Below are 23,991 nucleotides of genomic sequence, written 5' to 3'. Positions count from 1 at the left end.
GCGCTCGTTGCGGGACTTAACCCAACATCTCACGACACGAGCTGACGACAACCATGCACCACCTGTCACTCTGTCCCCCGAAGGGGAACGCTCTATCTCTAGAGTTGTCAGAGGATGTCAAGACCTGGTAAGGTTCTTCGCGTTGCTTCGAATTAAACCACATGCTCCACCGCTTGTGCGGGCCCCCGTCAATTCCTTTGAGTTTCAGTCTTGCGACCGTACTCCCCAGGCGGAGTGCTTAATGCGTTAGCTGCAGCACTAAAGGGCGGAAACCCTCTAACACTTAGCACTCATCGTTTACGGCGTGGACTACCAGGGTATCTAATCCTGTTTGCTCCCCACGCTTTCGCGCCTCAGCGTCAGTTACAGACCAAAAAGCCGCCTTCGCCACTGGTGTTCCTCCACATCTCTACGCATTTCACCGCTACACGTGGAATTCCGCTTTTCTCTTCTGCACTCAAGTTCCCCAGTTTCCAATGACCCTCCACGGTTGAGCCGTGGGCTTTCACATCAGACTTAAGAAACCGCCTGCGCGCGCTTTACGCCCAATAATTCCGGATAACGCTTGCCACCTACGTATTACCGCGGCTGCTGGCACGTAGTTAGCCGTGGCTTTCTGGTTAGGTACCGTCAAGGTACGAGCAGTTACTCTCGTACTTGTTCTTCCCTAACAACAGAGTTTTACGACCCGAAAGCCTTCATCACTCACGCGGCGTTGCTCCGTCAGACTTTCGTCCATTGCGGAAGATTCCCTACTGCTGCCTCCCGTAGGAGTCTGGGCCGTGTCTCAGTCCCAGTGTGGCCGATCACCCTCTCAGGTCGGCTATGCATCGTTGCCTTGGTGAGCCGTTACCTCACCAACTAGCTAATGCACCGCGGGCCCATCTGTAAGTGATAGCCGAAACCATCTTTCAATCATCTCCCATGAAGGAGAAGATCCTATCCGGTATTAGCTTCGGTTTCCCGAAGTTATCCCAGTCTTACAGGCAGGTTGCCCACGTGTTACTCACCCGTCCGCCGCTAACGTCATAGAAGCAAGCTTCTAATCAGTTCGCTCGACTTGCATGTATTAGGCACGCCGCCAGCGTTCATCCTGAGCCAGGATCAAACTCTCCGAAGAAATGTTTGACTTGCTCATTTAAAAAATAAAAATTAACGTTGACGTTTGTCGCTTTGTTCAGTTTTCAAAGTTCAACCGCCGCTCTTGAGCGACTTTCTTATGTTAACAAGTTGTCTTTCATTTGTCAACAACTTTTTAATATTTTATTTCTGATGAATTGCGATTGTTTTCCAATCACTCATCAGCGACATTTAATAATTTAACATCTGTGCTATATAAAAGTCAACACTTTTTGAAAAGTTTTTTTTGTTTTATCAAAAAATCTTATTTACTTCCCTGCTTTCGCCGAATCTTAGCAAGATCTTTGAAAGGATTTGATACTTTTCTTGAATGTTTCATTCAAGAACTACATGATTCAAACTTTGTTGAAAAGCAACGTTTGATCTCTTTATTTCTTCTCTAAGTAGTGCTTCTAACTCTAAACACTCCACCTGATTAAATAAACAAATTTTCATTGATTCACCTGCTTTTTGCGACATTGATTCTCACACATCAAAATAAAATCAGTTGTTCTTTTCCTTACCTGTTATTAATTGTAGACAAAACGCATACAAATTAGACAAGTACTACTTATTAAATGAGGTGACAAAATGAATATGTTTTATACTATTCGAGCCAAAAGAATCAAACAGACCATGCTTATCGTAGTTGCTGCGTTTTTTACAAGTTTTTTTCTCTATGCTCAGCAGACGTTTCACTTTCCCGTGTTTTCAACGGATAACGGTCCAAGAGCTGTTTATAAGGCGGATGATAAAAATCCGGAAGTTGCTCTGACCTTTAACATCAGCTGGGGAGATGAAAGAGCTATTCCCATTCTGAATGAACTAAAAAGACAGCATATTGAACATGCTACTTTCTTTTTATCTGCTTCATGGGCTGAACGTCACCCAGATATTGTAGAGCGCATTAAGAAAGAAGGTCACGAAATTGGCACAATGGGCTATGACTATACTTCTTATACAAGCCTAAAACCTAATGAGATTAGACAGGATCTTGCAAAATCAAAGAAAGTCTTTGATTCTCTAGGCCTTAAAGATGTTCACCTTCTTCGTCCTCCTAACGGGCAATTTAATAAAGACATCTTAAAATTAACAGCAGATATAGGATATACTACTGTTCACTGGAGCATTGATTCTAAAGACTGGACAAATCCAGGGGTTGAAAAAATTGTCTCGAATGTCACAAAGCCTTTAGACGGGGGAGATATTATATTGCTGCACGCGTCTGACTCCGCTCAACAAACAGCAAAGGCTATTCCATATATCAAGAATTCATTACAAAATAAAAAAGTCTCAAACGTAAGTATTTCAACATTAATTTCAAATTCAAAAACCCAAGTAAAAGATATCCGCTAAGATTTATTCCCACTGTATATGGAAAGCAAAAGCAGACAAATATACTATTTGTCTGCTTTTGCTATTCTTGCGTGCGTAAGAAGTTTCGGCAAAATAAGAAGTTGATACATATTACAAATTAGAAGTGGAAACAACATAAGGTAAAGCCAGCTTTCTTCATTCGTTCGCAGCGCTGGGAACCATTCAATTGTCGTTACAACAATCATAAAAAACAGCGCTGGTACAAAAGCCTCTTTATTCGTCTGCTTTTTCTTTGCATACGCCACTAACAACCCCACCGCTAACAAGAAAACGCTTAACAAAATATACTTACCTATGCCTTCTCCCGCTTGTTGAAAGAACTTATATCGAAAATAAGCAACGTCAAATAATACAAATAAAACAAATACAATTTGAACCGATTTCCAAAGAGATGCAGATTTAAAAATTCCCAGCCCAAATCGGTGAATAGTTAAATATGCAAAGAACCCCATTTGGCTAATTAAACTAAAAATAAACCCTACGCCTACGAGCCATGTTAAAACAGCAACAATTTCTCCTATCTTTCCTTGTTGAAATAAGTGACCGTATTCCCCCCAGCGCACCGCAAACCCAACAACAGCTGTACTTATACCCCCAACAGCTAACGTGGTTAGAAATAGACGAACCCAATTTCGACTATTCACTTCCATCTCCCCCATAAGTTGCAAAATTGTACCTTTTCATAAATTGTACCAATCACGTTTTGAAAAATCTAGAGCTCTTTTATGAATAAAAAACCTTGATTATCTCATATTAAGCGTAAGCATATTAGGAAAGGAGCTCATTACTATGAAAAAGCGACTCATGCTCCTCATTTATATAGGAATGTGTATGCTTTTAGCTACAGCCTGTGCACCGCAAGATGAAGAGAACAATGGTATGGATTATGATCAAACAAAGAAAATGGTTGTTGATATTTTAAAAACAGATGAAGGAAAAAAAGCAGTCGAGGCAATTATGAAAGACCCTTCTGTTAGACAAGATATTTTAATGGATCAAAACGCGATAAAAGATACAATTTCTCAAACCTTAGTATCAGATAAGGGCGTGGAATTTTGGAAAAAAGCCATGGATGATCCGAAGTTTGCTGAAAGCTTTGCTAAAAGTTTGGAAAAAGAAAATAAGACGGTCATCAAACAACTAATGAAAGATCCTGAATATCAAGGAATGCTTCAAGATGTTTTAAAGGATCCGGCTATGGAAAAAGAAGTACTGACTGTTTTAAAGAGTAAAGAATATCGCACTTATTTACAAAAGATTATGACCGAAACGTTTGATAGCCCTCTTTATCAATCTAAAATTCAAGACATTCTTTTGAAAGCCGCTGAAGAAACACAAGGTGGACAAAAACAAAGCAGCGACGATGGCGGTTCTTCTTCCGCTGGATCTGACTCAGGGGGAGAACAGCAACAGCAGTGATTAAATACGCATCTCACATGAGATGCGTATTTAATTATGTCATTTATTTTTATTAAAAAACCTAAATGACTTCTTTATATTTTTTAATACTTAGTATTTTTATTGGAATTGTAAACTTTAATTCTTAGCTTTATGGTAAAATATTAGAAATTAACACAATCGTTTTATAGCAAAAGGAGGGAATTCGATGGAATTTCGCGTTATTAAAACGTTTCAAACCATTGTTCGTTTAGGAAGCTTTCAATTAGCCGCTGAATATTTAAAGTACTCTCAGCCTACCATTACACTGCACATTCAAAAGTTAGAATCCGAACTAGGATTTAAGCTTTTAGAACGAGGAAAAAGCATTAAACTTACTGAAGCAGGTAAAATCTTTTACGAACGGGCAAATATTTTACTAAAGGAATATGAATATCTAAATAATACCTTAAAGGATTATTCAACAGGCGAAGCTGGCACGATCCGTATAGGTGCTGCAGAGCCTACAGCAAGCAGTCGACTGCCTTCCATTCTCTCATTATTTAAAAAAAGATATCCCAACACAGAAATTAGCTTACTCGTTGCAGACGAAAAGCACCTTCATCAACATATACGCAATCAAGAAATTGATTTCGCGATTGGCACTGTATCAGAATCGTTCAGAGATATAGAGTTTGAGGCATTGCTAACAGAAAAACTTGTGCTGCTACTACCATTCAATCATGCGCTAACAAAAAGAAAAACAATCTTTGCAAAAGATTTAATACACGAAACGCTGATTACAGCTGGGCAATCTTCCGTTCAAAAGAAAATTGAGCAGCTAATCTTTGAACGAACAGGACAGCTGCCTGCTAAAGTCCAGTTAGGCACTATTAGCACACTTCAGCATTTTGTAAAAGAAAACTTAGGAATAGCCGTTGTTCCACAAATAAGCGCAACTCTTCCGCCGGATCAAGTGGTGGTTAAAACGATTCATGACTTACATGAGGGGCCTGCAATCGGCATTTTAAAGCACCAGTCTCACACCGTAAGTACAGCTGGAAAAACATTTTTAGCTCTCTTAAAACAAAACCTCGCATTTGATTTAAAAAAGACGCAGATTGAACTCTCTGTATAATAATAAAAAGCACGCGCTCGAACAGCGCGTGCTTTTTATTATTTTCCTGTTGCTGCTTTTTCATTTTCGCAAATAAATGCAATCTTGCTTGCAATCTCTCCATATATTTGACCTAAACGATGTGATTCGTCGTAAATGGAAGGTGCAAAATCTTCTTCATTCCAATCAGGCTGACTTAACGGAAGCTGTCCTAACAGCTCTGTCTGAAGTTCCTCAGCCAGTTTTGGACCCCCGCCTTTACCAAATACATACTCTTTTTCCCCTGTTAGCTGGCTTTCAAAGTAAGCCATATTTTCTACAACTCCAATGACCTCATGATCGGTTTTCAAAGCCATAGCACCCGCTCTAGCTGCAACAAATGCCGCTGTAGGATGTGGTGTTGTAATAATCACTTCTTTACAAGCAGGAAGCATGGAGTGAACGTCTAATGCGACATCACCTGTTCCTGGAGGTAAGTCTAGTAAAAGATAATCTAATTCTCCCCATTCAACTTCTGTAAAGAAGCTCGTCAACATTTTTCCGAGCATAGGTCCTCGCCAGATAACAGGTGAATTATCTTCTACAAAGAAGCCCATGGAAATAACTTTTACTCCGAAACGATCAACTGGAATAATCTTTTCACCTTCTACTACAGGACGTTGTGTGATTCCCATCATGTCTGGGACGCTGAATCCATAAATGTCAGCATCAATTAAACCAACTTTTTTTCCTAAACGAGCTAGAGAAACGGCTAAGTTAACAGAGACTGTTGATTTACCAACGCCTCCTTTACCGCTGGCAATAGCAATAAATTCTGGTGCATTCGGACTAGTTAGTAAGTTGCCAGTATTCGGCTGCTCAGCGCGGTACTGCTGAAGTTCCTCAGGTGTAAACTCAACAAATCGCAGTCCAACCGACTGTACACCTGCTTTTTTTAATTCTTCTACAATTGTGCCTTGCAGGCTCAACTGTTCACTCGTACCTGTTTTTGCAACAGCAATCTTCAGGCTTATATGCTGTTTTTCAGCTTTAATTGTTATTTCTTTAATCGCATCTGTTTCTGATAGTTTTTTATTTAAAAATGGATCTGTAATTTCCCCTACTACTTCTTTTACTTGCTTTTCCGTTAGCATACTCCCACCACCATGTTAAAATCTATTTATTTATACTATCAAGTATATCATACATATTAGATTTTTCTGAATAGAAGGGTGCTATGCTTTTTATTTAGGCTTTTCTCCAGTAAAATACCGGCTGACTCCTTCATAAATGGATTCAGCTAACTTTTTTTGATAGCGTTTCGATTGAAGCATTTTACGTTCTGTAGGATTTGACAAGAATCCTACTTCAACCAAAGCACCGGGTGGCTTAGAATGCTTAAGAAGGTAAAGAGTTTGAATAGCTTTTGCTTCACGGGTCGTATTGTCCAGATTATTTCTTAGCTCTTGTTGAATGAGTTTGGCCACTTGCTCGTTTTCTTTTAGGGATCCGTAATAGAAAGTTTGAGCCCCTCTCCACGCAGAGGATGGAATAGCATTCAAGTGAATACTTAAGTACAAATCAGCGTTGGATTTATTAATCATCGTTAAGCGATTTTTTAAGTCTTCTACTTTTCTGCGACTGTATCCTCTTGTATCTTTGGCCGCTAGGTCTTCGTCTTTTTCTCTCGTCATAATAACAAGTGCCCCTTGCTCTTGCAGATAGTCTCGAAGCATTAACGAAATTTTAAGAGTTATTTCTTTTTCAAGCACCTCATCCTCTCCTACCGCTCCTCCATCAACACCGCCATGTCCAGGATCTAGTACAATAACTTTCCCGCTAAGAGGAAGTGAAAGCGAACCGGATGATGTTCTATGATCTATTTGATATTGTACAATGACAAAAAGAACGAGAAGCGCTATAATTGTGCTCATTATTTTTACTTTAGACATTTTATCCCTTCCCTTCTTGCCTCACCTATTTATTTCTATATGGGACAAGAACGGGAATTATGAGTACTTTTTAATGCAAACGTAAACGGCGTCTTTTTTCTGCGGTTCGATAACCTTCTTTCCACCAGTCTTGCACATATCCTTGACACAAATAATACAGACCATCTTGATAAAGATCTGTTACAGACATGCTGACGGCTCCGTACAATGTATCAATTAAAAGAGACTCTTCTTGCTTACTGTGCTTCTGAACATCTTCGTAGCCTTTACCACGTTTACTCACCCGGGCACCTAATAAAAATGATTCGATAGCAATGTCAAGACAGTACTCCTCCACATGTTCGTCTCCTAGCATATTCCACTGAAACATTGGATGAAAATAACGGCGCAGCCTCTCTTGAAGCAAATCAAACGATAGTTCCCTTAGGACTTTGCGTTCATATTTCATTTCTTTTTCATAACGTTTTTCTTTTAAATATGTAACCTCGTTCACGATAACGCCTCCCTTTTTTACATATTGTCTGCACAAGCCTTCGTCTCATACGCAAACAACAAATAAAAAAAGCCTTGGTCCAAAGACCAAGGCTTGAAACGTAATATAAAATTAACGTTTTGAGAATTGTGGTGCACGACGAGCGCCTTTAAGACCGTATTTTTTACGTTCTTTCGCACGAGCGTCACGAGTTAATAGACCAGCACGTTTTAATGTTCCACGGTATTCAGGGTCTGCTTCTAATAAAGCACGAGAGATTCCGTGACGAATAGCGCCAGCTTGACCTGCATAACCTCCACCATTAACGTTTACAAATACGTCATAGTTACCTACAGTTTCAGTTAAAGCAAGTGGTTGTTTTACTACTTCACGTAGTGCAGCAAATGGAATGTATTCTTCGATTTCACGACCGTTGATTGTTACGCGACCGTTACCTGGTACTAAACGTACACGAGCAACAGAGCTTTTACGACGACCAGTTCCGTAATATTGTACCTGTGCCAAGATAATAACCTCCTCTTATTAATTATCCGCGAAGTTCGTAAACTTCTGGTTTTTGTGCTTCATGTGGATGTGTTTCACCAGCATACACATGTAATTTTTTGAACATTTGACGGCCTAGGCTACCTTTTGGAAGCATGCCTTTGATTCCTAATTCAAGCATTTTCTCAGAGTAGTTAGTACGCATTTCTAATGCTGTACGTTGTTTCAAACCACCTGGGTGCATGCTGTGACGGTAATAAATTTTATCAGTTAATTTTTTACCTGTTAATTCGATTTTTGACGCATTGATAAGGATCACGTGATCACCAGTATCAACATGTGGTGTAAAAGTTGGTTTATGTTTACCGCGTAAGATTGATGCTACTTCACTTGCTAAACGACCTAAAGTTTTACCTTCAGCATCGACAACATACCATTTACGCTCTACTTCGTTTGCTTTCGCCATGAAAGTTGTACGCATGAGTTTCCCTCCTAATTTTCATCATCAATTATAAAATTATTTCAACCTTCTATTTCAACACGATTAATTTCCGGGGCTAACCGTGGGGTTAAAATACATACCATATGATATATTATATCTTTAAGCTACTAATGTCAAGAAAATGTTACACCAGGTTTAGTTGTCATAGAAAACGCGCCATAAATATAGTCCTTGCGAAGGCGCAGTTTTCCCTGCACGAGGACGTGATTTGCTTTCTAGAATATCTTTTATAGCATCTGGTTCAATACGGCCTTGTCCTACTTCTAAAAGCGTTCCAACAAGAATACGAACCATATTATACAGAAAGCCACTTCCAACGAATCTAAACACAAGCTGACTATTCTCTTCATACATATCAATCTTGTAAATCGTACGAATCTTATCTTCCACTTCTGTCCTCGCTGAACAAAAGCTTGTAAAGTCGTGTGTACCGAGTAAATATGTGATGGCTTTTTTCATTTTTGAGTAGTCTAATGGATAAGGGTAATGGTATGCATAAGAACGAGTGAAAGGATTTCGATCTTCGCCGCGCAAAATATGATAGCGATACTCTTTTGAAGTAACGTCATACCGGGCGTGAAAATGTGCATCAACTTCACATACATTCTTCATTACAATATCATCTGGTAGCATTGAATTCAATGCTTTTTTCCACTTATCACATGGAATATTTAGGTTTGTGTCAAAATGAATGACTTGCCCCTGTGCATGAACATTTGTGTCCGTTCGTCCAGAGGCGTAAATCGGAACTTTTTTGTTATGCATTTTCTCTAAAACGGCTTCAATCTCCAGTTGAACTGTTCGCTTATTGGGCTGAACTTGATAACCTGAAAAGTGTGTGCCGTCGTATGCAACTATACATTTTAAACGTTTCATCTTTTCACCAAACAATCTTTACGTTCTAATCAGCACTAAAACAACTGCTACTGCCAGCAGAAGTAAAAGCATAATTGTATCTATGCTTCCCCATTTTAATTGACGATACTTTGTACGCCCTTCTCCGCCTTTATATCCTCTTGCCTCCATGGCAATAGCTAGCTCTTCAGCACGCTTAAATGAACCTATAAATAAAGGAACAAGCAAAGGAACGACAGCTTTCAACCGATCCGTAACGGGACCGCTGCTAAAGTCCACTCCTCGTGCTGTCTGCGCTTTAATAATTTTATCTGTCTCTTCCATCAATGTAGGAATAAAGCGAAGAGAAATGGACATCATTAAAGCTAATTCATGAACAGGAAGCTTGAGCTTTTTAAATGGATTCAACAAGCTTTCCATTCCATCTGTTACTTCAATGGGCGTAGTCGTTAACGTTAGCATCGTCGTAATTAAAATTAAGAACAAGAAGCGCAAGGAAATTAAAACACCTTGAATAAGGCCGCCTTTATAGACAGAAAACCATCCCCATTCAAACAAAAGAGGACCTTCCTTCGTCATAAAAATGTGCAAAAGAAACGTGATGATAATAATAAATAGAACGGGCTTTAACCCTCTTAAAATAAAGGAAACGGGCACTTTACTCATGGCCACTATCACAAGGGTATACACACCTAAAAAAGCATAGCCGATAGGGTTATTTGCTAAAAACACAATTAATACATACGCAAATACGAGAAGCAGCTTGGCCCGAGGATCCATTCGATGGACAACAGAATGACCCGGGACATACTTACCAATAATGATTGAGTTCATCATATTCGTTCACCTTGCTGCATAAGGTGCTGCACTTTCTCTACCACTTCAGAAAAGGTAATAACCGTATCCGATGCTTCAAGCTGAAATTTCTCTTGCAGCTTCAGCATAAAGCGAAGCGATTCTGGAACATCCAATCCATATTCTTTTAGCTGCGTATGCTGACCGAAAACTTCTCTAGGTGACCCTTTCATCGCAATCGTTCCTTTATTCATTACAATTAGCTCATCAGCGTACATAGCTGCATCTTCCATGCTGTGAGTCACGAGAATCGTCGTCAAGCCTTTTTCTTTATGAAGACGATAAATCATATTCATAATTTCTTGACGGCCTCTAGGGTCCAATCCAGCAGTTGGCTCATCTAAAATTAGCACATTAGGATTCATCGCTAGAATACCTGCTATCGCTACACGACGCATTTGTCCACCACTCAAATCAAAAGGAGATCTGGTGAGAATGTCTTCTGGCAACCCCACTAACTTGATAAGCTCTCGTGCTTTTTGCTTTGCTTCTTCTTCCGAAACGCCATAATTCATTGGTCCAAAAGCTATATCTTTTTCCACCGTTTCTTCAAAAAGCTGATGTTCTGGAAATTGAAACACCACGCCTACTTGCTGACGAATAGCTTTTAAATTCTTTTCTTTTCGATTGGCTTTAATAGTGCGCTCACCGATTTGAATTTCACCAGCAGTTGGCTTCAATAAGGCATTCAGATGCTGTATGATTGTTGATTTCCCAGAACCAGTATGGCCAATAACAGCCAAAAATGTACCTGATTGAATGCTTAAATTTAAGTCATGCAGAGCAATTCGTTCAAATGGTGTATTAACTTGATAACGATGCTCTACTTCTTTGAATATAATGTCCATAGTTCGTCCACCAAGTCCTCATCTGTTAAATGAATTTTTGATAAAGGAATTCCTACGGAAGCAAAACGATGGCTTAGTTTAACGGAAAACGGCAAGTCTAGTCCAATATCCGTTAACTTGGAACCTAATGCAAATACTTCGCGTGGAGTACCTGTTGCATAGATCTTCCCTTTGTTCATCACAACGACTCTGTCAGCCATTGCTACTTCATCTAAATCGTGGGTAATTGAAATAACCGTCAGTTGTTTTTCTTCTTTTAATTTTCTAACAGTTTCAAGTACTTCAGTTCGTCCAATAGGATCTAACATAGATGTTGCTTCATCTAGAATGATAACAGATGGCTGTACGGCAATTATACCCGCAATGGCCACACGCTGTTTTTGTCCACCTGATAGCTGATGAGGCTCTTGATCCAGAAAAGCACTCATATTGACCATTTCGATTGCTTCAGGTATACGTTTTTCCATAATCTCAAATGGAATCCCGTTGTTTTCAAGCCCAAACGCAATATCATCTTGAACGGTTGAGCCAACAAATTGATTATCTGGGTTTTGAAACACCATTCCAATCTGCTTGCGCACATCCCATATTGTTTCTTCAGATAAAAGAGTATCGCCCACTCGAACCGTTCCTTTTTCAGGTAGCAAAAGGCCGTTTAGAATTCGTGCCAGCGTCGATTTACCAGATCCATTATGTCCAGCTATCGCTAACCATTCACCTTTATAAGCAGAGAGAGAAAGGTGATCTAATGTTAGGTCTGCTTCAGGATCGTATCGAAAGCATAAATCTTTTACCTCTAAAGACATTTCTTTCAACGCTATCTTCCTCTCAGCTTTTTCTATTGCAGCATTGCCTACATTGGTTTTTTACGCTATTTACCCGGTTTAAGGTATAAAAAAAGGGCAACGACTAGTTACACACTGTCTCGCCCTTTTCTATCTGTATTAAAAATATTAAACTAATTCAATGATAACCATTGGAGCACCGTCACCACGGCGAGGTCCAACTTTTAAGATACGAGTGTAACCGCCTTGGCGATCTTCGTAGCGAGTAGCGATATCGCTGAATAGTTTTTGTAAAGCGCTTTGACCAGCTTCCTCGTTAGCTACTTCATTACGGATGTAAGATGCAGCTTGACGACGAGCGTGTAGATCTCCACGTTTACCTAAAGTAATCATTTTTTCAACAGTTGAACGTAATTCTTTTGCACGAGCTTCAGTTGTCTCAATGCGTTCACTGATGATTAAATCAGTTGTTAAATCACGAAGAAGCGCCTTGCGTTGTGCGCTTGTACGACCTAATTTACGGTAAGACATGTGAGGTCCCCTCCTTTGTTAAGTAGTTAAACAGGTAGATATAATCAGTCGTCCTTACGTAGACCCAAACCTAATTCTTCAAGTTTAGCTTTAACTTCTTCTAAAGATTTACGGCCTAAGTTACGAACTTTCATCATATCTTCTTCTGTTTTATTAGCAAGCTCTTGTACAGTATTGATGCCTGCTCGTTTTAAGCAGTTGTAAGAACGAACAGATAAATCCAGTTCCTCGATCGTCATCTCTAGAACTTTTTCTTTCTGGTCTTCTTCTTTTTCTACCATGATCTCTGCTTTTTGAGCTTCATCTGTTAAGTTAACGAAGATATTTAAGTGTTCCGTTAGAATCTTTGCACCTAAAGCAACAGCTTTTTCTGGCTCGATGCTACCGTCAGTCCAAACATCCAACGTTAACTTATCGTAATTTGTCATTTGACCAACACGAGTATTTTCTACATAATACGATACGCGAGTAACAGGCGTATAGATTGAGTCAATTGGAAGTACACCAATTGGTTGGTCTTCACGCTTGTTAGCATCGGCAGGATTATAACCTCGACCTGTGCGAGCAGTAAGTCTCATACGGAAATGAGCATCTGACTCAAGTGTTGCAATATGAAGATCCGGATTTAGAACTTCGATATCACTGTCTGCTTGAATGTCAGCAGCCGTTACTGTACCAGGACCTTTAACATCGATCTCAAGTGTTTTCTCTTCATCAGAGTAAATCTTTAACGCTAACTTTTTAACGTTTAAAATGATGTTTGTTACATCTTCAACAACTCCAGGAACTGTTGAAAATTCATGTAATACACCTTCAATTTGAATAGATGTTACAGCTGCACCAGGGAGTGAGGATAATAGGATACGACGTAAGGAGTTACCCAAAGTAGTACCATATCCACGCTCAAGTGGTTCGACGACGAATTTACCGTACTTTCTATCATCGCTGATTTCTACCGTTTCGATTTTTGGCTTTTCAATCTCTATCAATATAAACCCTCCTTCAAAACGTCGAAACCTCGGCTAGACGGCTGATTTCTCAAATGCCTAACCGAAATTCCCTATTAGACAGTTCCCGAATGTGCACAACAAATGGAAAACATTTCGTTGCATGAATAAATTCTACACCATCATCATTATAGACAACGAAATAGAATCTATACATATTAATTATACACGACGACGTTTTGGTGGGCGGCATCCGTTGTGAGGTACAGGAGTAACATCTCTAATAGCTGTTACTTCTAAACCTGCAGCTTGAAGAGCACGGATAGCTGCTTCACGACCAGCACCAGGGCCTTTAACTGTAACTTCAAGAGTTTTCATTCCGTTATCCATAGAAACTTTTGCAGCAGCTTCAGCAGCCATTTGCGCAGCAAATGGAGTGGATTTACGAGAACCTCTGAAGCCAAGTGCGCCTGCACTAGACCAAGCAATCGCATTACCGTGAACATCTGTAATTGTTACAATAGTGTTGTTAAACGTTGAGCGAATATGAGCTACACCAGCTTCAATATTCTTTTTCACGCGACGTTTACGTGTATTAGTTTTACGTGCCATCTGTTAATGACCTCCCTTACTAATTATTTCTTCTTGTTCGCTACAGTACGGCGTGGGCCTTTACGTGTACGAGCATTGTTTTTACTGTTTTGACCACGAACTGGTAAACTACGACGGTGGCGGATACCACGGTATGAACCAATCTCAATTAAACGTTTGATGTTTAAAGAAACTTCACGACGAAGATCGCCTTCTACTTTATAGCTATCTAAAATATCACGAATTTTACCTAATTCTTCTTCTGTTAAGTCACGAACGCGAGTATCTTCAGAAACTCCAGCTTCAGCTAGAACTTTTTCAGCAGTTGGACGACCAATACCGAAAATGTATGTTAATGAAATTACTACACGCTTGTCACGAGGAATATCAACACCAGCAATACGTGCCATATGAATAGTGCACCTCCTTATTGATTAACCTTGTTTTTGTTTATGCTTAGGGTTTTCACAAATTACCATTACTTTACCTTTTCTACGGATAACTTTACATTTTTCGCAGATTGGTTTAACTGATGGTCTGACTTTCATGTTTCATACCTCCTTGATAGTACGGAGTGCATAGGTTTTATTTGAAACGGTACGTAATTCTACCGCGAGTTAAATCGTATGGTGACAATTCTACAGTTACTTTATCACCAGGTAAGATTCGAATGAAATGCATGCGAATTTTTCCTGATACGTGAGCAAGTACTGTATGACCATTTTCTAATTCTACCTTGAACATAGCGTTAGGTAAAGTCTCAGCAACTGTACCTTCAACTTCAATTACATCGTCTTTTGCCATTAAAGTGCTCTCCTTTCTTTGAAACAGTAACAAGCTATCATTAAACGACTTAAAAAGAACCTGTTCTGAACATCCGGAGATCGTAATCATTAAATTCAAGATGATTGACGCTAATATACATCTTTACCATTTTAACAGCAATTCAGACGAAAAACGATCATCGTGAATTTAGATAATTACTGTTTACTGTCCAGTGCATCTAGCGAGGAATGGATAGAGATAACATCCTTTAACATTACAATGCTGTCAGAATTTCATATCCCGTCTCAGTAATTGCAATAGTATGTTCGAAGTGCGCACACATTTTACCATCCACTGTCACAACTGTCCAGTTATCAGGTAATGTCTTTACATATCGCATACCAGCATTCACCATTGGCTCAACTGCCAATACCATGCCTGGACGTAGACGCGGTCCTTTATTCGGTGGACCATAATGAGGTACTTGCGGATCTTCATGTAAGTCTTTGCCGACACCATGGCCAACATATTCTCTTACAATCGAAAAGTTACGTGATTCTGCGTACTGTTGAATAGCATGTGAAATATTCGACAAACGCTCACCCGGCTTCGCTTCTGCTAATCCTTTGTAGAGAGATTGCTCAGTCACATCAAGCAGCTCTTGATTTTCTAATGAAATCTTTCCTACTCCATATGTCCAAGCTGAGTCACCATGATAGCCACCGAATTTAGCTCCGATGTCTAAACTGATGATATCCCCTTCATTAAGCTTGCGTTCTCCCGGAATACCATGAACTAATTCTTCATTCACAGAAGCACATACACTGCCGCGAAAACCATTATACCCTTTAAAAGACGGAATTGCATCATGTTGACGAATAAAATTTTCAGCAATTGCATCCAATTCTATAGTCGTAATACCTGGAACGATATGTTTTTTCAACTCTTGATGAGTTAAAGCCACGATTCGTCCAGCTTCACGCATGACCTCAATTTCCTCTGGTGTCTTGCAAATGATCATTGCTTAACCCCAGCAAGTAATTGACGAACATCCTCAAACACAATGTTAATATCTTGATTACCATTAATATTGCGTAGATAACCTTTTTCTTGATAAAAATCAAGTAGAGGTTGAGATTGTTTAACATTAACTGAAAGTCTAGTTGAAACCGTCTCAGCATTGTCATCTGCACGTTGATAAAGCTCTCCGCCACATTTGTCACAAACTCCTTCTTTCGCAGGAGGATTGAATACTAAGTGGTAAGTAGCTCCGCAATCTTTACAAATGCGGCGTCCAGTAAGACGCTCCATTAAAATGCTTTGATCTACATCAATATTAATCACATAATCAATTTGCTTGTTTAGTTCTTTTGTAATTGTTTCAAGAGCTTCTGCTTGGGCTACTGTTCTCGGGAAGCCATCAAGTAAAAAGCCGTTTTCACAATCTTGTTTGTTTAAACGCTCGCGCACAATTCCAATTGTTACTTCATCAGGAACAAGGTTACCTTGGTCCATAAATGATTTAGCTTTTAAACCTAGTTGCGTTCCTTCTTTAATTGCAGCTCGGAACATATCTCCTGTTGAGATATGAGGGATATCGTAATGCTCAACGATTTTTTCTGCTTGAGTACCTTTCCCAGCACCAGGAAGGCCCATTAACACTAAATTCATTTCTTGCTTCCCCCTCAGTATCTTATCCGTTTAATGGGAAAGCAGCCTGCCTCCCACTAAACAGCTTTACTTAATAAATCCCTTATAATGGCGTTTCACTAATTGACTCTCAAGTTGTTTCATTGTCTCAAGAGCTACACCGACAACAATTAACAAACTAGTACCGCCGATCTGAGCAGATGAGGGTAGGTTTGCAATTTTGATGAACAGAACCGGCAACACAGCAATTAACGCAAGGAATATCGAACCGATTAATGTCAGACGATATAACACTTTCGTTAAATAAGCTTGTGTGCTTTTACCAGGACGAATGCCTGGGATGTAGCCACCTTGCTTTTTCAAGTTCTCTGCTACTTGTTCAGGGTTAACTTGAACAAATGTATAGAAGTAACAAAAAGCAATGATTAACGCTACATACACTATCATACCAATTGGCTTAGTATAGTCAAATGTATTCTGAATCCACGTCGTTACATCATTTGGACCGAAAAATGATGCAATTGTTGGTGGTGTGATAATAAATGAAACTGCAAAGATAACAGGAATAACCCCAGCAGCATTTACTTTTAACGGTAAATGAGTGGATTGACCTCCAACAGGATTACGACCAGCTGAACCCTTTGCATATTGAATAGGAATTTTTCGTAGCGCTTGTTGGAAGTAAATAACCCCAACAATAATAGCTAAAACTGCAATCGCAATTAAAACTACCGTTACGATACGAATGAATAATTGATCCCCAACGTCTTCAAATTGCTGTGCATAAATTTGATTTAATGTTGTCGGAATACCAGCTGCAATCCCAGCAAAGATAATGATAGAAATACCATTACCTACGCCTTTTGCAGTAATCTGTTCTCCTAACCACATTAAGAAGGCAGTACCTGCCGTTAACACTGTAGCAATTAGAAGATACGTAGAAATTCCTGGATTAGCGATCAATTGTCCGCCCGAAATATTGTTGAATCCTATAGACATACCTAAAGCCTGGATAAATCCAAGCACAATTGTTCCATAACGAGTTACTTGAGCTAATTTGCGGCGCCCAACATCTCCCTGCTTTGACCATTCTGTAAACTTAGGTACAACATCCATCTGCAATAATTGGACGATGATGGATGCTGTAATATAAGGCATAATGCCCATAGCAAGAATGGAAAAGTTTTTTAACGCGCCGCCGCCAAATGTATTCAGAACTCCGAATACATTTAACCCATCTTGCAATTTTAGTACATCCGTATTAACACTTGGTACAGGAATAAATGTACCAATTCGGAAGACAATTAACATTAACAAAGTGAAAAAGATTTTTTGTCTTATTTCACGCACGCGCATTAAATTGGAGATTGTTTGAAACATTAGATCACCTCAACTGTACCGCCAGCAGCTTCGATAGCTTCTTTAGCAGTTGAAGAGAATTTAGCAGCTTTAACAGTTAGCTTAGAGTTTAATGTACCGTTTCCTAGTACTTTAACGCCAGCTTTTGCTTTGCTTACTAAACCAGTTTCGATTAATAATTCTGGTGTTACTTCAGTTCCATCTTCAAAACGGTTAAGAGCTTCTAAATTAACGATCGCGTATTCTTTGCGATTGATATTAGTGAACCCACGTTTTGGAAGACGACGGAATAAAGGAGTTTGACCACCTTCGAAGCCAGGTCTTACGCCACCGCCAGAGCGAGCGTTTTGCCCTTTGTGACCTTTACCTGAAGTCTTTCCGTTACCTGAACCAGTACCACGACCTACACGGTTACGTACTTTACGTGAACCTTCAGCTGGTTTCAATTCATGAAGTTTCATTCCGGAGCACCTCCTTAGAGTGACAATTTATACTTATTGCTCTTTTACTGTAACAAGGTGAGCTACTTTGTTAATCATTCCGCGAATTGCAGGATTATCGTCTTGAACGACAGTTTGATTTAACTTACGTAGGCCAAGTGTACGAACAGTTACACGTTGATCTTCTGGACGACCAATTACGCTACGAGTAAGGGTAATTGCTAGTTTGTTTGCCATTCCATATCCCTCCCTTATCCTAACAGTTCTTCTACAGTCTTGCCACGTAGTTTTGCAACATCTTCAGCACGTTTTAGGTTAGCTAAACCGTTAAGAGTTGCACGTACCATGTTGATTGGAGTGTTTGAACCTAAAGATTTAGATAGAATATCACTTACTCCACCCAATTCTAGTACCGCACGAACTGGGCCACCAGCGATAACTCCTGTACCTTCAGAAGCAGGTTTTAAGAAAATTTGACCTGCACCAAATTGTCCAAGGATTTCGTGTGGAATAGTTGTACCAACCATAGGTACAGTAATTAAGTTTTTCTTCGCATCTTCAATTGCTTTACGGATTGCATCTGGTACCTCTTGTGCTTTACCAGTACCGAATCCAACGTGACCGTTTTTGTCACCAACTACAACTAATGCAGCGAAGCGGAAACGACGTCCACCTTTCACAACTTTAGCTACGCGGTTAACGGTAACAACACGTTCTTCAAGCTCTAATTTATTTGGATCAATACGACGCATGATTTTCCCTCCTTTTACAATTAGAATTGTAATCCAGCTTCACGAGCAGCGTCAGCTAATGCTTTAACACGGCCATGATATAAATAACCGCCACGGTCGAATACTACTTCGTTTACACCTTTTTCTACTGCGCGTTTAGCGACTAATTCGCCAACTTTGATAGCAGCTTCAGTGTTACCAGTGCTTTCTAAAGTCAGGTCTTTATCTAACGTTGAAGCACTTGCGATTGTTACTGAATTTAAATCGTCGATAACTTGTGCGTAAATATGTTGATTAGAACGGAACACGTTTAAACGCGGACGAGTTGCAGTTCCAGATAACTTCGCACGAACACGAGCATGTCTTTTTTTACGAACTTTGTTTTTATCAAGCTTCGTGATCATTTCGGGCACTCCTTTCTTTTACCTAACCGGCATTACTTCTTAGCAGTTTTACCTTCTTTACGACGTACATATTCGCCTTCGTAACGAATACCTTTACCTTTGTAAGGCTCTGGTGGACGAACGTCACGAATATTTGCAGCTAATGCACCTACGCGTTCTTTATCAATACCTTTAATAACGATCTTAGTTTGAGAAGGAACTTCGATTTCGATTCCTGTTTCAGGAGTAATCTCAACTGGGTGAGAGTATCCAACGCTCAATACTAATTTGCTACCAGATTTTTGTGCACGGTAACCTACACCGACTAATTCTAAACCACGTTCGAATCCTTTAGTAACACCTTCAACCATGTTACCTAAAAGGCTACGAGTAGTTCCATGAAGAGCGCGGTGCTCTTTATTGTCACTAGGACGATTAACAACTAATACGTTGTCTTCAACTTTAATTTCGATTTCAGGGTGGAATGTACGAGTTAATTCACCCTTTGGTCCTTTTACAGTTACAGTGTTGCTCTCGTTCGTAACTGTAACACCTGCTGGAAGTTCTAAAGGCTTTTTACCAACACGTGACATAGTTACACCTCCATTCACATTTAAAACTTATTACCAAACGTACGCTAATACTTCTCCACCAGTTTGCTTTTGACGAGCTTCTTTGTCAGTTAAAACACCTTGAGAAGTAGAAACGATTGCGATACCTAAACCGTTAAGTACACGTGGTACTTCGTTAGTTTTTGCATAAACACGTAGACCAGGTTTACTGATACGTTTTAAGCCTGTAATTACACGTTCGTTATTTGAACCGTATTTTAAGAAGATACGGATAATACCTTGTTTGTTGTCTTCGATGTATTCTACATCACGTACGAAACCCTCACGCTTAAGGATTTCTGCAATTTGCTTCTTAATGTTAGAAGCAGGAACTTCAATTTTCTCATGACGAACCATGTTCGCATTGCGGATACGAGTTAGTAAATCTGCAATAGGATCAGTCATTACCATATTAATTTACCTCCTTCCCAAACTTGGGTTTTACCAACTAGCTTTTTTAACACCAGGAATTTGACCTTTATAAGCAAGCTCACGGAAACAAATACGGCAAAGCTTGAATTTACGTAGTACTGAGTGTGGACGTCCACAACGTTCGCAACGTGTATACTCTTGTACTTGGAATTTTTGCTGGCGTTTTTGCTTCGCAATCATTGATTTTTTAGCCACATTTTCGCCTCCTCTGCTTAACGTTGGCAGTTATTACTTCTGGAATGGCATACCGAACTGAGTTAAAAGCTCACGAGCTTCTTCATCAGTGTTTGCTGTTGTAACAATAACGATATCCATACCACGAACTTTAGTTACTTTATCATAATCGATCTCTGGGAAGATCAATTGTTCTTTAACACCTAACGTGTAGTTTCCACGACCATCAAATGCTTTTTTAGATACACCACGGAAATCGCGCACACGTGGAAGTGATACTGATACTAATTTATCGAAGAATTCGTACATACGCTCGCCGCGTAAAGTAACTTTCGCACCGATTGGCATACCTTCACGAAGACGGAAACCAGCGATAGATTTTTTCGCACGAGTTACAACAGGTTTTTGACCAGTGATTTCAGCTAGTTCTTCAACAGCGTTATCTAAAGCTTTTGAGTTAGAAACAGCATCACCGATACCCATGTTGATTACGATCTTGTCGATTTTTGGCACTTGCATTACAGATTCATAATTAAACTTGCTAACTAGAGCAGGAGTAATCTCTTTTGTAAATTTCTCTTTAAGACGGTTCATGTGAACTAAACCTCCCTTCACATTTCATTAATTATTTATCTAAAGTTTCACCAGATTTTTTTGCTACACGTACCTTTTTGCCATCGATAACTTGGTACCCAACACGAGTTGGCTCACCAGATTTAGGATCCAACGGCATTACGTTTGATACGTGGATAGGTGCCTCTTGGCTAACGATTCCACCTTGTGGATTTACTTGAGAAGGTTTAGAGTGTTTTTTCACAACGTTCACGCCTTCAACAAGTACACGGTCTTTCTTTGGGAAAGCTGCAAGTACTTCACCTTGCTTACCTTTGTCTTTACCAGAGATAACCACTACTTTGTCGCCCTTTTTAACATGCATCCTATTCGCACCTCCTTAAAAGGCATTTTGTATTTGTTCTATATATCAATTAGATAACTTCTGGAGCCAATGATACGATCTTCATGAAGTTGTTATCACGTAATTCACGAGCAACTGGTCCGAAGATACGAGTACCACGTGGTCCTTTGTCGTCACGGATGATTACGCAAGCATTTTCGTCGAAACGGATGTAAGAACCGTCAGTACGGCGAACACCACTTTTTGTACGTACAACAACAGCTTTAACAACGTCACCTTTTTTAACAACGCCTCCTGGTGTTGCTTGTTTCACCGTACAAACGATAACATCACCAATGTTTGCTGTCTTACGACCTGAACCACCAAGTACTTTAATAGTAAGTACCTCACGTGCACCAGAGTTGTCTGCAACTTTTAAACGAGATTCTTGTTGAATCATGTACGAAACCTCCCTTCGGATGAATCATTCTTATCCGATCTATCTTAACTATTAGATGATAACAGCTTTTTCTACAACTTCTACTAGACGGAAACGTTTAGTAGCTGATAACGGACGAGTTTCCATGATCTTCACGATATCGCCTAGTTGAGCTGTATTGTTTTCATCGTGAGCTTTGAATTTCTTTGAGTATTTTACACGCTTGCCATAAAGCGAATGCTTTTTGTAAGTTTCAACAAGAACAGTAACAGTCTTATCCATTTTGTCAGAAACTACGCGGCCAGTGTAAACTTTACGTTGGTTGCGTTCACTCATTCTGAAAGCCTCCTCTCAGACTTAATTATTTATTAGCAGCAATCTCTCTTTCACGAACTACAGTTTTCATACGAGCGATCGATTTGCGCACTTCGCGAATACGAGTAGTATTCTCTAATTGTCCAGTCGCTAATTGGAAACGAAGGTTAAACAACTCTTCTTTTAAAGCCTTAACTTTTTGTTCAATTTCAGCAGTGGTAAGGTCACGAATTTCATTAGCTTTCATTAGAATCACCACCAATTTCTTCACGTTTTACAAACTTACATTTTACAGGTAGCTTGTGTGCAGCTAAACGTAAAGCTTCACGTGCAACCTCTTCAGATACACCTGAAATTTCAAACATTACTTTTCCAGGTTTAACAACTGCTACCCAACCTTCAGGAGCACCTTTACCAGAACCCATTCGGACTTCTAGAGGCTTAGCAGTATAAGGTTTAGAAGGGAAAATTTTAATCCATACTTTACCGCCACGTTTCATGTAACGAGTCATTGCGATACGAGCAGCTTCGATTTGACGGTTTGTAATCCAAGAAGCTTCAGTAGCTTGTAAACCGAATTCACCGAAATGTACTTCCGTACCACCTTTAGCGCGTCCACGCATTTTTCCGCGATGTTCGCGACGATATTTAACGCGTTTTGGTAATAACATAATTATTTTCCTCCTTCCTCAGTTTTCTTTTTAGTAGGAAGAACCTCTCCACGATAGATCCATACTTTCACACCAAGTTTACCATAAGTAGTATCTGCTTCAGCGTGAGCATAGTCAATATCAGCGCGAAGTGTATGAAGTGGAACTGTACCTTCACTGTAATATTCAGAACGAGCAATATCAGCTCCGCCTAAACGACCAGATACCATTGTTTTGATACCTTGTGCGCCAGCACGCATACTACGTTGGATAGCTTGCTTTTGAGCACGACGGAATGATACACGGTTCTCAAGTTGGCGAGCGATGTTTTCAGCTACTAGTTTAGCATCTAAATCTGCTCGTTTAATTTCAAGGATGTTAATGTGTACACGCTTGCCTGTTAATTGGTTAAGAGCTTTACGAAGTGATTCTACTTCAGTACCACCTTTACCAATTACCATACCAGGTTTTGCAGTGTGGATCGTTACGTTTAAGCGGTTAGCAGCGCGTTCGATTTCAACTTTAGAAACAGCTGCATCGTTTAAACGTTTAGCGATATATTCACGTACTTTTAAGTCTTCATGTAATAAGTCAGCGTAGTCTTTGCCAGCGAACCATCTTGATTCCCAATCACGGATGACACCGACGCGAAGACCGACCGGATTTACCTTTTGACCCATGAATTATCCCTCCTTCTTTTCTGATACCACGATTGTGATGTGGCTTGTGCGCTTGTTAATTTGGCTTGCACGTCCCATAGCGCGTGGACGGAAACGTTTTAAAGTTGGACCTTCGTTAACAAAAGCGTCAGTAATAACTAAATTGTTAGCGTCCATTTCATAATTGTGTTCTGCATTGGCAATAGCAGATTTTAATACTTTCTCAACGACTGGAGAAGCAGCCTTTGGCGTGTGAAGTAGCACTGCTAGCGCTTCACCCACTTGCTTACCTCGAATTAAATCTACAACTAAACGAACTTTACGAGGAGCAATACGTACTGTTCTCGCGACAGCTTTAGCTTGCATTTAAAAGCCTCCTCTCATATTAGCGTCTTGTTTTCTTATCATCACTTGCGTGACCTTTGTAAGTACGAGATGGTGCGAATTCACCAAGTTTGTGACCTACCATGTCTTCAGTAACATAAACTGGTACATGTTTACGACCGTCATATACAGCAATTGTATGACCAATGAACTGAGGGAAGATAGTTGAACGACGAGACCAAGTTTTTACTACTTGCTTGCTGTCAGTTTCGTTTAACTTCTCAATTTTGTTGATTAAATGGTCATCTACAAAAGGTCCTTTCTTTAAGCTGCGACCCATAAATGAACCTCCC

Annotated in this window: 38 protein-coding genes and 1 rRNA gene (1 of these 39 cut by a window edge); 3 read left to right on the top strand and 36 right to left on the bottom strand. The window is 39.8% G+C overall.

The features are described from left to right. A 16S ribosomal RNA gene (locus LJY09_RS00885) occupies positions 1–1,120 on the bottom strand; it reaches 432 nt to the left of the window's first position. A gap of 590 nt (positions 1,121–1,710) precedes the next feature. On the opposite strand from LJY09_RS00885, the gene pdaB reads away from it, so the two are divergent. After that, the gene (pdaB, locus tag LJY09_RS00880; RefSeq protein ID WP_028412720.1) at positions 1,711–2,475 is read left to right on the top strand and encodes a polysaccharide deacetylase family sporulation protein PdaB; all 765 of its coding nucleotides are present in this window, start codon (positions 1,711–1,713) and stop codon (positions 2,473–2,475) included. A gap of 44 nt (positions 2,476–2,519) precedes the next feature. On the opposite strand, the gene LJY09_RS00875 is transcribed toward pdaB, so the two are convergent. Next, positions 2,520–3,140 (bottom strand): KinB-signaling pathway activation protein, encoded by a 621-nt coding sequence (locus LJY09_RS00875; RefSeq protein WP_028412721.1) that lies wholly within the window; start codon positions 3,138–3,140, stop codon positions 2,520–2,522. A 145-nt stretch (positions 3,141–3,285) separates the two neighbouring features. On the opposite strand from LJY09_RS00875, the gene gerD reads away from it, so the two are divergent. Then, positions 3,286–3,915 carry a spore germination lipoprotein GerD gene (gene gerD, locus LJY09_RS00870; protein ID WP_033580786.1) on the top strand — a complete coding sequence of 210 codons (630 nt, stop codon included), beginning with the start codon at positions 3,286–3,288 and terminating at the stop codon, positions 3,913–3,915. A gap of 187 nt (positions 3,916–4,102) precedes the next feature. Then, positions 4,103–5,011 (top strand): LysR family transcriptional regulator, encoded by a 909-nt coding sequence (locus tag LJY09_RS00865; RefSeq protein WP_014462003.1) that lies wholly within the window; start codon positions 4,103–4,105, stop codon positions 5,009–5,011. Positions 5,012–5,049: 38 nt separating this feature from the next. Here the strand turns inward: LJY09_RS00865 and LJY09_RS00860 are convergent, their stop codons facing one another. From LJY09_RS00860 to rpsS, 34 genes are all read right to left on the bottom strand, one after another. Continuing rightward, the gene (locus LJY09_RS00860) at positions 5,050–6,123 is read right to left on the bottom strand and encodes an Mrp/NBP35 family ATP-binding protein (protein WP_014462004.1); all 1,074 of its coding nucleotides are present in this window, start codon (positions 6,121–6,123) and stop codon (positions 5,050–5,052) included. 90 nt (positions 6,124–6,213) lie between these two features. Further along, positions 6,214–6,921, bottom strand: a complete 708-nt coding sequence (gene cwlD / locus LJY09_RS00855; protein ID WP_014462005.1) for an N-acetylmuramoyl-L-alanine amidase CwlD — start codon at positions 6,919–6,921, stop codon at positions 6,214–6,216. A gap of 70 nt (positions 6,922–6,991) precedes the next feature. Continuing rightward, a complete protein-coding gene (locus tag LJY09_RS00850; RefSeq protein WP_028412723.1) occupies positions 6,992–7,414 on the bottom strand; it encodes a DUF2521 family protein in 423 nt (140 codons plus the stop codon). A 111-nt stretch (positions 7,415–7,525) separates the two neighbouring features. Next, entirely contained in the window at positions 7,526–7,918 is a 393-nt protein-coding gene (rpsI, locus tag LJY09_RS00845) for a 30S ribosomal protein S9 (protein ID WP_013054959.1), read from the bottom strand. Between the two features lie 22 nt (positions 7,919–7,940). Beyond that, entirely contained in the window at positions 7,941–8,378 is a 438-nt protein-coding gene (rplM, locus tag LJY09_RS00840; RefSeq protein ID WP_013054958.1) for a 50S ribosomal protein L13, read from the bottom strand. Positions 8,379–8,534: 156 nt separating this feature from the next. After that, on the bottom strand, positions 8,535–9,275 hold the full coding sequence (gene truA, locus LJY09_RS00835; protein ID WP_013054957.1) for a tRNA pseudouridine(38-40) synthase TruA: 741 nt from the start codon (positions 9,273–9,275) through the stop codon (positions 8,535–8,537). A gap of 18 nt (positions 9,276–9,293) precedes the next feature. Beyond that, complete coding sequence (locus LJY09_RS00830) at positions 9,294–10,091, bottom strand: energy-coupling factor transporter transmembrane component T family protein (RefSeq protein WP_028412724.1); 798 nt, start codon at positions 10,089–10,091, stop codon at positions 9,294–9,296. Next, positions 10,088–10,957, bottom strand: coding sequence for an energy-coupling factor ABC transporter ATP-binding protein (locus LJY09_RS00825; RefSeq protein WP_034263658.1), 870 nt, complete (start codon positions 10,955–10,957; stop codon positions 10,088–10,090). The genes LJY09_RS00830 and LJY09_RS00825 overlap by 4 nt, the downstream gene beginning before the upstream one ends. After that, positions 10,933–11,772: an energy-coupling factor ABC transporter ATP-binding protein gene (locus tag LJY09_RS00820; protein WP_013054954.1), complete on the bottom strand. Its 840-nt coding sequence runs from the start codon at positions 11,770–11,772 to the stop codon at positions 10,933–10,935. The genes LJY09_RS00825 and LJY09_RS00820 overlap by 25 nt, the downstream gene beginning before the upstream one ends. Positions 11,773–11,910: 138 nt before the next feature. Next, a complete protein-coding gene (rplQ, locus tag LJY09_RS00815) occupies positions 11,911–12,273 on the bottom strand; it encodes a 50S ribosomal protein L17 (RefSeq protein WP_013054953.1) in 363 nt (120 codons plus the stop codon). Positions 12,274–12,317: 44 nt separating this feature from the next. Further along, on the bottom strand, positions 12,318–13,262 hold the full coding sequence (locus tag LJY09_RS00810; protein ID WP_013054952.1) for a DNA-directed RNA polymerase subunit alpha: 945 nt from the start codon (positions 13,260–13,262) through the stop codon (positions 12,318–12,320). Positions 13,263–13,442: 180 nt separating this feature from the next. Then, positions 13,443–13,832: a 30S ribosomal protein S11 gene (gene rpsK / locus LJY09_RS00805; RefSeq protein ID WP_028412666.1), complete on the bottom strand. Its 390-nt coding sequence runs from the start codon at positions 13,830–13,832 to the stop codon at positions 13,443–13,445. Positions 13,833–13,855: 23 nt separating this feature from the next. Further along, positions 13,856–14,221 carry a 30S ribosomal protein S13 gene (gene rpsM / locus LJY09_RS00800; RefSeq protein WP_013054950.1) on the bottom strand — a complete coding sequence of 122 codons (366 nt, stop codon included), beginning with the start codon at positions 14,219–14,221 and terminating at the stop codon, positions 13,856–13,858. 24 nt (positions 14,222–14,245) lie between these two features. Then, positions 14,246–14,359, bottom strand: a complete 114-nt coding sequence (gene rpmJ, locus LJY09_RS00795) for a 50S ribosomal protein L36 (RefSeq protein WP_003156543.1) — start codon at positions 14,357–14,359, stop codon at positions 14,246–14,248. A 37-nt stretch (positions 14,360–14,396) separates the two neighbouring features. Then, entirely contained in the window at positions 14,397–14,615 is a 219-nt protein-coding gene (infA, locus tag LJY09_RS00790; RefSeq protein WP_010285101.1) for a translation initiation factor IF-1, read from the bottom strand. A gap of 235 nt (positions 14,616–14,850) precedes the next feature. Then, complete coding sequence (map, locus tag LJY09_RS00785) at positions 14,851–15,597, bottom strand: type I methionyl aminopeptidase (RefSeq protein ID WP_028412665.1); 747 nt, start codon at positions 15,595–15,597, stop codon at positions 14,851–14,853. Then, complete coding sequence (locus LJY09_RS00780) at positions 15,594–16,247, bottom strand: adenylate kinase (protein ID WP_013054948.1); 654 nt, start codon at positions 16,245–16,247, stop codon at positions 15,594–15,596. The genes map and LJY09_RS00780 overlap by 4 nt, the downstream gene beginning before the upstream one ends. Positions 16,248–16,313: 66 nt before the next feature. Continuing rightward, the gene (gene secY, locus LJY09_RS00775) at positions 16,314–17,606 is read right to left on the bottom strand and encodes a preprotein translocase subunit SecY (RefSeq protein ID WP_013054947.1); all 1,293 of its coding nucleotides are present in this window, start codon (positions 17,604–17,606) and stop codon (positions 16,314–16,316) included. Next, on the bottom strand, positions 17,606–18,046 hold the full coding sequence (gene rplO / locus LJY09_RS00770) for a 50S ribosomal protein L15 (RefSeq protein ID WP_013054946.1): 441 nt from the start codon (positions 18,044–18,046) through the stop codon (positions 17,606–17,608). Before rplO ends, secY begins: the two co-directional genes overlap by 1 nt. 33 nt (positions 18,047–18,079) lie before the next feature. Next, the gene (gene rpmD, locus LJY09_RS00765) at positions 18,080–18,262 is read right to left on the bottom strand and encodes a 50S ribosomal protein L30 (RefSeq protein ID WP_013054945.1); all 183 of its coding nucleotides are present in this window, start codon (positions 18,260–18,262) and stop codon (positions 18,080–18,082) included. Between the two features lie 14 nt (positions 18,263–18,276). Next, the gene (gene rpsE, locus LJY09_RS00760; RefSeq protein ID WP_013054944.1) at positions 18,277–18,777 is read right to left on the bottom strand and encodes a 30S ribosomal protein S5; all 501 of its coding nucleotides are present in this window, start codon (positions 18,775–18,777) and stop codon (positions 18,277–18,279) included. Between the two features lie 20 nt (positions 18,778–18,797). Then, a complete protein-coding gene (gene rplR, locus LJY09_RS00755; RefSeq protein WP_013054943.1) occupies positions 18,798–19,160 on the bottom strand; it encodes a 50S ribosomal protein L18 in 363 nt (120 codons plus the stop codon). Between the two features lie 32 nt (positions 19,161–19,192). Further along, positions 19,193–19,732, bottom strand: a complete 540-nt coding sequence (gene rplF / locus LJY09_RS00750) for a 50S ribosomal protein L6 (RefSeq protein ID WP_013054942.1) — start codon at positions 19,730–19,732, stop codon at positions 19,193–19,195. 30 nt (positions 19,733–19,762) lie between these two features. Beyond that, complete coding sequence (gene rpsH, locus LJY09_RS00745) at positions 19,763–20,161, bottom strand: 30S ribosomal protein S8 (protein WP_013054941.1); 399 nt, start codon at positions 20,159–20,161, stop codon at positions 19,763–19,765. A gap of 30 nt (positions 20,162–20,191) precedes the next feature. Then, positions 20,192–20,377 (bottom strand): type Z 30S ribosomal protein S14, encoded by a 186-nt coding sequence (locus LJY09_RS00740; RefSeq protein WP_013054940.1) that lies wholly within the window; start codon positions 20,375–20,377, stop codon positions 20,192–20,194. 33 nt (positions 20,378–20,410) lie between these two features. Next, positions 20,411–20,950 carry a 50S ribosomal protein L5 gene (rplE, locus tag LJY09_RS00735; protein WP_013054939.1) on the bottom strand — a complete coding sequence of 180 codons (540 nt, stop codon included), beginning with the start codon at positions 20,948–20,950 and terminating at the stop codon, positions 20,411–20,413. A gap of 31 nt (positions 20,951–20,981) precedes the next feature. After that, entirely contained in the window at positions 20,982–21,293 is a 312-nt protein-coding gene (rplX, locus tag LJY09_RS00730) for a 50S ribosomal protein L24 (protein WP_013054938.1), read from the bottom strand. Positions 21,294–21,342: 49 nt separating this feature from the next. Further along, on the bottom strand, positions 21,343–21,711 hold the full coding sequence (gene rplN, locus LJY09_RS00725; protein WP_013054937.1) for a 50S ribosomal protein L14: 369 nt from the start codon (positions 21,709–21,711) through the stop codon (positions 21,343–21,345). A 51-nt stretch (positions 21,712–21,762) separates the two neighbouring features. After that, entirely contained in the window at positions 21,763–22,026 is a 264-nt protein-coding gene (gene rpsQ / locus LJY09_RS00720) for a 30S ribosomal protein S17 (protein WP_013054936.1), read from the bottom strand. Positions 22,027–22,051: 25 nt separating this feature from the next. Continuing rightward, entirely contained in the window at positions 22,052–22,252 is a 201-nt protein-coding gene (gene rpmC, locus LJY09_RS00715; RefSeq protein ID WP_013054935.1) for a 50S ribosomal protein L29, read from the bottom strand. Then, positions 22,242–22,676: a 50S ribosomal protein L16 gene (gene rplP / locus LJY09_RS00710; protein ID WP_013054934.1), complete on the bottom strand. Its 435-nt coding sequence runs from the start codon at positions 22,674–22,676 to the stop codon at positions 22,242–22,244. The genes rpmC and rplP overlap by 11 nt, the downstream gene beginning before the upstream one ends. A 2-nt stretch (positions 22,677–22,678) precedes the next feature. Further along, positions 22,679–23,335, bottom strand: coding sequence for a 30S ribosomal protein S3 (gene rpsC, locus LJY09_RS00705; protein WP_013054933.1), 657 nt, complete (start codon positions 23,333–23,335; stop codon positions 22,679–22,681). 3 nt (positions 23,336–23,338) lie between these two features. After that, complete coding sequence (gene rplV, locus LJY09_RS00700; RefSeq protein WP_013054932.1) at positions 23,339–23,680, bottom strand: 50S ribosomal protein L22; 342 nt, start codon at positions 23,678–23,680, stop codon at positions 23,339–23,341. A gap of 19 nt (positions 23,681–23,699) precedes the next feature. Beyond that, positions 23,700–23,978, bottom strand: coding sequence for a 30S ribosomal protein S19 (gene rpsS, locus LJY09_RS00695; protein WP_013054931.1), 279 nt, complete (start codon positions 23,976–23,978; stop codon positions 23,700–23,702). Positions 23,979–23,991 lie beyond the last annotated feature (13 nt).

It is taken from the genome of Priestia sp. J2 (assembly GCF_020790095.1).
In the GTDB taxonomy this organism is placed as follows: Bacteria; Bacillota; Bacilli; order Bacillales; family Bacillaceae_H; genus Priestia; species Priestia zanthoxyli.
The sequence above is the reverse complement of the archived record's forward strand: the minus strand, read 5'-3'. Positions and strand labels throughout refer to the sequence as shown.

What these genes read in the sequence shown, in the direction of transcription:
- map (WP_028412665.1), bottom strand. Translation starts at nt 15,597, where the DNA reads ATGATCATTTGCAAGACACCAGAGGAAATTGAGGTCATGCGTGAAGCT.
- rpmD (WP_013054945.1), bottom strand. Translation starts at nt 18,262, where the DNA reads ATGGCAAACAAACTAGCAATTACCCTTACTCGTAGCGTAATTGGTCGT.
- LJY09_RS00865 (WP_014462003.1), top strand. Translation starts at nt 4,103, where the DNA reads ATGGAATTTCGCGTTATTAAAACGTTTCAAACCATTGTTCGTTTAGGA.
- rplM (WP_013054958.1), bottom strand. Translation starts at nt 8,378, where the DNA reads ATGCGTACAACTTTCATGGCGAAAGCAAACGAAGTAGAGCGTAAATGG.
- rplE (WP_013054939.1), bottom strand. Translation starts at nt 20,950, where the DNA reads ATGAACCGTCTTAAAGAGAAATTTACAAAAGAGATTACTCCTGCTCTA.
- rpsE (WP_013054944.1), bottom strand. Translation starts at nt 18,777, where the DNA reads ATGCGTCGTATTGATCCAAATAAATTAGAGCTTGAAGAACGTGTTGTT.
- rpsS (WP_013054931.1), bottom strand. Translation starts at nt 23,978, where the DNA reads ATGGGTCGCAGCTTAAAGAAAGGACCTTTTGTAGATGACCATTTAATC.
- rpsQ (WP_013054936.1), bottom strand. Translation starts at nt 22,026, where the DNA reads ATGAGTGAACGCAACCAACGTAAAGTTTACACTGGCCGCGTAGTTTCT.
- rpmC (WP_013054935.1), bottom strand. Translation starts at nt 22,252, where the DNA reads ATGAAAGCTAATGAAATTCGTGACCTTACCACTGCTGAAATTGAACAA.
- rpsC (WP_013054933.1), bottom strand. Translation starts at nt 23,335, where the DNA reads ATGGGTCAAAAGGTAAATCCGGTCGGTCTTCGCGTCGGTGTCATCCGT.
- gerD (WP_033580786.1), top strand. Translation starts at nt 3,286, where the DNA reads ATGAAAAAGCGACTCATGCTCCTCATTTATATAGGAATGTGTATGCTT.
- truA (WP_013054957.1), bottom strand. Translation starts at nt 9,275, where the DNA reads ATGAAACGTTTAAAATGTATAGTTGCATACGACGGCACACACTTTTCA.
- rpmJ (WP_003156543.1), bottom strand. Translation starts at nt 14,359, where the DNA reads ATGAAAGTCAGACCATCAGTTAAACCAATCTGCGAAAAATGTAAAGTT.
- LJY09_RS00830 (WP_028412724.1), bottom strand. Translation starts at nt 10,091, where the DNA reads ATGATGAACTCAATCATTATTGGTAAGTATGTCCCGGGTCATTCTGTT.
- rplQ (WP_013054953.1), bottom strand. Translation starts at nt 12,273, where the DNA reads ATGTCTTACCGTAAATTAGGTCGTACAAGCGCACAACGCAAGGCGCTT.
- secY (WP_013054947.1), bottom strand. Translation starts at nt 17,606, where the DNA reads ATGTTTCAAACAATCTCCAATTTAATGCGCGTGCGTGAAATAAGACAA.
- rplP (WP_013054934.1), bottom strand. Translation starts at nt 22,676, where the DNA reads ATGTTATTACCAAAACGCGTTAAATATCGTCGCGAACATCGCGGAAAA.
- rplR (WP_013054943.1), bottom strand. Translation starts at nt 19,160, where the DNA reads ATGATCACGAAGCTTGATAAAAACAAAGTTCGTAAAAAAAGACATGCT.
- pdaB (WP_028412720.1), top strand. Translation starts at nt 1,711, where the DNA reads ATGAATATGTTTTATACTATTCGAGCCAAAAGAATCAAACAGACCATG.
- rpsK (WP_028412666.1), bottom strand. Translation starts at nt 13,832, where the DNA reads ATGGCACGTAAAACTAATACACGTAAACGTCGCGTGAAAAAGAATATT.
- rplF (WP_013054942.1), bottom strand. Translation starts at nt 19,732, where the DNA reads ATGTCACGTGTTGGTAAAAAGCCTTTAGAACTTCCAGCAGGTGTTACA.
- rpsM (WP_013054950.1), bottom strand. Translation starts at nt 14,221, where the DNA reads ATGGCACGTATTGCTGGTGTTGATATTCCTCGTGACAAGCGTGTAGTA.
- rplO (WP_013054946.1), bottom strand. Translation starts at nt 18,046, where the DNA reads ATGAAACTTCATGAATTGAAACCAGCTGAAGGTTCACGTAAAGTACGT.
- LJY09_RS00860 (WP_014462004.1), bottom strand. Translation starts at nt 6,123, where the DNA reads ATGCTAACGGAAAAGCAAGTAAAAGAAGTAGTAGGGGAAATTACAGAT.
- rpsH (WP_013054941.1), bottom strand. Translation starts at nt 20,161, where the DNA reads ATGGTAATGACTGATCCTATTGCAGATTTACTAACTCGTATCCGCAAT.
- LJY09_RS00825 (WP_034263658.1), bottom strand. Translation starts at nt 10,957, where the DNA reads ATGGACATTATATTCAAAGAAGTAGAGCATCGTTATCAAGTTAATACA.
- LJY09_RS00780 (WP_013054948.1), bottom strand. Translation starts at nt 16,247, where the DNA reads ATGAATTTAGTGTTAATGGGCCTTCCTGGTGCTGGGAAAGGTACTCAA.
- infA (WP_010285101.1), bottom strand. Translation starts at nt 14,615, where the DNA reads ATGGCAAAAGACGATGTAATTGAAGTTGAAGGTACAGTTGCTGAGACT.
- cwlD (WP_014462005.1), bottom strand. Translation starts at nt 6,921, where the DNA reads ATGTCTAAAGTAAAAATAATGAGCACAATTATAGCGCTTCTCGTTCTT.
- rplN (WP_013054937.1), bottom strand. Translation starts at nt 21,711, where the DNA reads ATGATTCAACAAGAATCTCGTTTAAAAGTTGCAGACAACTCTGGTGCA.
- rplV (WP_013054932.1), bottom strand. Translation starts at nt 23,680, where the DNA reads ATGCAAGCTAAAGCTGTCGCGAGAACAGTACGTATTGCTCCTCGTAAA.
- rplX (WP_013054938.1), bottom strand. Translation starts at nt 21,293, where the DNA reads ATGCATGTTAAAAAGGGCGACAAAGTAGTGGTTATCTCTGGTAAAGAC.